The organism is Streptomyces sp. (assembly GCF_031178505.1).
Taxonomy (GTDB): domain Bacteria; phylum Actinomycetota; class Actinomycetes; order Streptomycetales; family Streptomycetaceae; genus Streptomyces; species Streptomyces gulbargensis.
Genome location: NZ_JAPSIW010000518.1, coordinates 1 through 5,168 on the forward strand (window position 1 = coordinate 1; position 5,168 = coordinate 5,168).

Annotated in this window: 3 protein-coding genes; all 3 read right to left on the bottom strand. The window is 77.2% G+C overall.

The window, feature by feature from the left end:
- The coding region (locus tag RIF68_RS26715) for a polysaccharide pyruvyl transferase family protein (protein ID WP_309053857.1) at positions 1-611 on the bottom strand (611 nt) is incomplete at its 3' end.
- A 597-nt stretch (positions 612-1,208) separates the two neighbouring features.
- A complete protein-coding gene (locus tag RIF68_RS26720) occupies positions 1,209-4,040 on the bottom strand; it encodes a LuxR family transcriptional regulator (RefSeq protein WP_309053856.1) in 2,832 nt (943 codons plus the stop codon).
- A gap of 139 nt (positions 4,041-4,179) precedes the next feature.
- Positions 4,180-5,022, bottom strand: a complete 843-nt coding sequence (locus RIF68_RS26725; protein WP_019330138.1) for a LuxR C-terminal-related transcriptional regulator — start codon at positions 5,020-5,022, stop codon at positions 4,180-4,182.
- Between the last annotated feature and the right edge of the window lie 146 nt (positions 5,023-5,168).

A 5,168-nucleotide genomic window follows, 5' to 3' on the forward strand; every position in this document is an offset into this window, starting at 1 on the left:
TCCAGCCGGGCCAGTACCGCCTCCAGCTGCGCCGGTGTCCCGCACAGCCGCCAGTCGTGCGCGTCGAGCCGGGTCTCCAGTTCCAGCCGGGCGCAGTCCTTGCCGGCCAGCCAGCGGGTCAGCCCGGCGGCGACCTCCTCGTGCCGCCGCTGACCGCCGTACTCGTGCTGGCCGTGGGTGAGGACGACCCCGACGACCGGCCGGGCGGGCAGGGCGGGCGCGCGGGCGGCCAGGTCCGGGGTCGGATCCGTGCCGGCGGCGTCCCGGGCCAGCACCCGGTGGAAGCCGGTGACGGCGGGGGAGCCGGGGTCGATCACGGAGACGCCGACGGCGATCCGCACACAGTGCGCGAACCGCCGGTGCAACTCCTCGACCTGCCATCCGTGGGCGGGCCCGCACACGAAGACCAGCCGGGTGTACGCCGCCGGGTCCAGGTCCGCGAAATGGGGCCCCTCAGCCCGGAACCCCGGGCTCCACACGACGTCGTACGCGAGCCCGGCGCTCCCCAGCACCTCCTCCACCCGCCGCAGCGCGAGGACGTCCCCGGCGGTCGCCTCCCCGTGCAGGAAGCTGAACCAGCCGGTCACCAGGATCTTGTCTCGTCCGTGCACAGTGCGCACGGGTGCCCCGGGGCGGGTACGGCAATCACGGGCGCCCGCCACACCGTCGTGGCCCGACCGTGGAAGCCGGACGACGCCCTCGTCGTCGAACCCTTCGGTCCCTCGCCGGGGCACAGCGGGACGAGGGCGCGGCGGAAGGGGAGCGGATGCCGGCGGCGACGCACCCGGAGCGGCGTACGACATCCGTTTCGGGACGGTACGCGGCTGACGTGGAGAGGGGGCGTTGCGGGCCGCTCGTGGAGGCCCGCAGCGCCCCCTGGTCTGTCACCCGAGGGTCACTCGGGAGTCCTGCGCGGGTGGTGCGCCGCGGGCGGCGGCTGCGGACACGGACGCGCGGCGCCGGCCGGAGCGGCAGGTCTGGTGCGGAAGAGCCCGAACATGAGTCTCCTCGGGTTTTGCCGGTGGGGGGTCGCCCGGAGTGGGGGGTTGCACGGGGGTCTCGGGACAGACCCCCGTATGCCCGGGCGAGCGGCACGTGCACACGCTAGAACCGGCCGCGGGACCGGCCCAATGAGGGAACCCCCTAGGGGGAGCCGGGCAGGGAAAACCCTCGGTCCGTCACCTCCGCCCGCCGCAGCGGGAGATGTCTCACTCGGGCCGCGGGCCGGCCGCCAGCCGGACGATGTCGACGCGGGAGCGGATGCCCAGCTTGCGGTAGACCCGGGTCAGCGTCGCCTCGACGGTCTTGACGCTCACGAACAGGCGCCCGGCGATCTCCCGGTTGGTGGCGCCCTCCATGACCAGCGCGGCCACCTGACGCTCCATCGAGGCCAGCCCCGCCAGCGCCTCGGGGTGGGGAGCGCGCGCGGGCTGCGGACCGGCCTCCGGCGCGGCGAGCGCGGCCTCCACCCGCCGCAGCCAGGGCAGCGCCCGGCAGCTCCGGAACAGCCGTGCCGCCTCGTCGTACGACGCGGCCCGCGGGGCCCGTCCCGCCCGGTCCCCGCTCAGCTCCGCCAGCGCGAGGGCGGCCCGGGCCTCCTCCAGGCCGTAGCCCAGTGCGGCCAGCCGTTCCCGGGCCGACGTCAACCGCGTGACGGCCCCCCGGTGCTCACCGCGCGCCGCCCGCACCAGCGCCTCGGCCCGGTCCAGCACCGCGAGCACGCTGCCCCGGCCGAGCCGCAGCGCGTGCGCCCGCGTGACCTCGATGACGTCCAGGGCCTCGGCCGGCTCCCCGGTCCGCACCAGCGCCTCCGCCAGGTCGCCCTGCCACCGGCCCCGCGCCGGGTCGGTGATGCCCGCGCCCGCCTCCAGCTCCCGCACCCGCCGCAGCGCCCGTACCGCCGCCCGCGCGTCACCCGCGACCAGGGCGGCGTGGCCCAGGGCCGCCAGCGCCCGCGACAGGTACACGGCGTCTCCGTCCTCCTCGGCCCGCCGCACCGCCTCCCGCGCCAGCGTCAGCGCCCGCTCCACGTCCCCGCCGGCCGCCTCGGCGAGCGCGGCCTGCATCGCGCCGGCGCCCTCCCCGATGCCGGCGTCGCGGGCCAGCGTCAGGCTCTCTCGGGACAGCTCCAGGGCCCGCCCGCAGTGCCCGGAGTGCAACTCGGTCTCGGCCAGGAAACGCAGATAGTGGACCTCGCTCTCGGCCATGCCGCGCCGGCGCACCTCGCGCAGCAGCCCGGTGACGGCGGTGCGCGCCTCGGCGAGCTGGTCGCTCATCACCAGCCACCGGAACCGGGCGGAGCCGGCCCCGTTGTGATGGCAGGCGACCCGCGCGTCCTGCGGCTCCGCCAGGGCCCGCCCGATGGTCTCCGGGGCGTCCGGATGCCCCATCAGCGTCTCGGCCTGCGCCTGGAACGCCAGCGCCAGCAGTTCGGTGCGCCGGTCAGCGGCCTCGGCCGCCAGCCGGGCCGCGTGCGCGGCCTCCTCGCGGCCCTGCGCGAAGTCGCCCTGCACCACCAGGGAGCGCCAGGCCAGCTGGTAGTGGACCAGGGCGAGCAGGCGCGGGTCCTCGCCCGCGTCGGCCAGCGCCTGCGGGAAGGCGGCGTCGACGTCGGCGATGGCCTGCCCGGCGGCCTCGATCACCACCATCCAGGCCCGTACCCGCTCGTCGGGCGCGCCGGCCCGGGTCAGCACCTCGCGGGCGATGTCCCGGGCGAGGTCCGGCTCGCCCGCGGTGATCGCGTCCTCGGCCGCGGTGAGCCGGCGCTCGTCCGGGCCCGGGGTGCCGTCCGGCGGGGTGTGCCGGGCCGCGAGCAGACCCAGCGACGCGGCCACCGACGGCGCCCCGCGGTCCCGGGCCAGCGCGGCGGCCTCGGCGAGCCGGTCCGCCACCTCCGGGTCGGTGCCGGTGGTGGCCAGGGCCAGGTGCCGGGCGCGTTCGATCGGGTCGGAGGCGGCCGTGGACAGCGCGGCGTGCGCGGCCCGCCGTTCCGGCGCCGGCGCCTCCGCGTACAGGGCGGCCGAGATCAGCGGGTGCGCGAACCGTACGGCCGGGCCCTCCGGGTCGGTCGCCAGCAGCCCCAGGGCCGCCGCCTGCGCGGTCTCCGCCTCGGCGTTCTCCCGGCCAGCCGCGTGCAGCAGCGCCGGGGTCGGGCGGGCACCGGCGCTGGCGACCAGCAGGGTACGGCGGGCCTCGTCCGAGAGCATCTCCAGCCGGGTCAGGACCAGGGCGCGCAGCGAGGTCGGCACCGGCAGCGGCTCGCCCGGCCGGGGCGGGGTGGGGCTCTCGGCCAGCGCCCGGCCCAGCTCCAGGGCGAAGAGCGGGTTGCCGCCGCTGGTGCGGTGGATGTCACGGACCGTGGAACGGGGCAGGCCCGCGTAGCCCCGCTCGTCGAGCAGCGCCGACACCTGGGCGCGGGTCAGCGGGCCCAGGCGGACCGCGCGGGTGTCCGGCGGGGACGCCCGCAGATGGCGGTCGTACGCCGCGCCCTGCGCCTCCGGTCCCTCGGTGCGCGCCGCGCACAGCAGCCGTACCGGGGTGTCGCCCAGGCGGCGGGCGGCGAAGCCGAGCAGTTCGGCGCTGGCCGGATCCAGCCACTGCAGGTCGTCGGCGACGACCAGCACCGGGCCCTCGGCGGCGAGGGCGCGCAGCGCGGAGAGCACGGCCAGGCGCAGCGCCAGCCCGTCGCGCTGGAGCGTGGACTCGCCGCGTCCGGTGAGCGCCGACTCCAGCGCGGTGGCCTGGGCGTCGGGCAGCACCGGGGTCACCCGGTCCAGGACCAGGCCCAGGAGGTCGGCGAGGGCGAGGAAGGGGAGGTGGGATTCGGACTCGGTGGCGGAGCAGCGCAACACGGTGTGCGCCGTACCGGCGTATTCCGAGGCCAGTGCCCGCAGCACCGTCGACTTCCCGATGCCGGCGGGTCCGTGCAGCAGCACACTTCCCCCTCGGGAGAGCTGCTCGCGCGCCGCGCCGAACGACTCCTCCCGCCCGATGACCAGGTCGGAACGGCACCCGGCAGACTCCGTGAAGTCCCGTCGCACGGCGACCGCTCCCCTCCGTATGTCGTGTCCCGGCCAATGTTAGGCAACGGCCGGTCGCGTCACGGCGGGACGACGGGGTGAGGGGAACGACGCGGGCGGCGAGAACCGAACGCGGCACACGACGGAGAAGAGCCGGCCGTCACGGCAGCAGGCCCGCGCGGCGCGCGGCGACCACGGCAGCCCCGCGCGTGCGCGCCCCGAGCTTGCGCATGGCCGAACGGAGATAGCCCTTGACGGTCTCCGGGCCCACCCCGAGCCGTTCGGCCGCCGCCGCGTTGGTCGCGCCCGCCGCCACACAGGCCAGCACGTCCACCTCGCGCGGCGTCAGCCGCACCTCGTGCGGGCCGGGCCCGACGCCGGGGGCCAGCAGTCCGCACGCCCGCAGCAACTCGTCGCGCAGCGCCGGGTCGGTGATCCTGGGCGCCAGCGCCCGTAGCGCCGCGTGCGCCTCCCGCACCTGTTCCCAGGCGGTGACGGAGCCCGTGGGCGCGGGCACCGGCTGCGGCCGGGCCGCCGCCAGCAGCTCGCCGGCCTCGTCCCGCAGCACCAGCGCCTGTTCCACGTCCCGCGCCGCCGCCACGGCCGCGCCCAGCGTCCGGTCGCCCAGCGGCTGGGCCGCACGCAGGGCGCCGTACAGCACGCCGCGCACCCGGCGCCGTACGACCACCGGCACCGCCACCACCGAGCGCAGCCCCTCGGCGGCGACCGGGAGGTCGTACTCGTGGCTGATCTGCCGGGAGACGGAGTAGTCGGTCACCGCACATGGCCGCGACAGCGCCACCGCCTTGCCGCCCAGGCCGTTGCCGGAGGTCACCGCCAGGGCGCTGAGCGCGCCCGTCGAGGTGCCGCTCAGCTCGCTGATCCGCACCTGCCGCCGCCCCGGTTCCACCAGCCCGCCGAAGGCGACCGGCAGCCCGGTCGTACGCCGCAGCCGCACCAGCGCACTGCGGATCTCCACCCCGTCGGCCGCGTCCACCGCCACTCGTCCCGCCCTTCTCGCGCCCGTCCCGGGGCGCACACCCCCGTTCGGGGGTAGTGAGACCTGCATCACGGATTACACGATGGCAGAGAGCCGCCCGGCAAGGTCCGGCACGAAGGAGGACAGATGACGACGGCCACGGAGCTGTT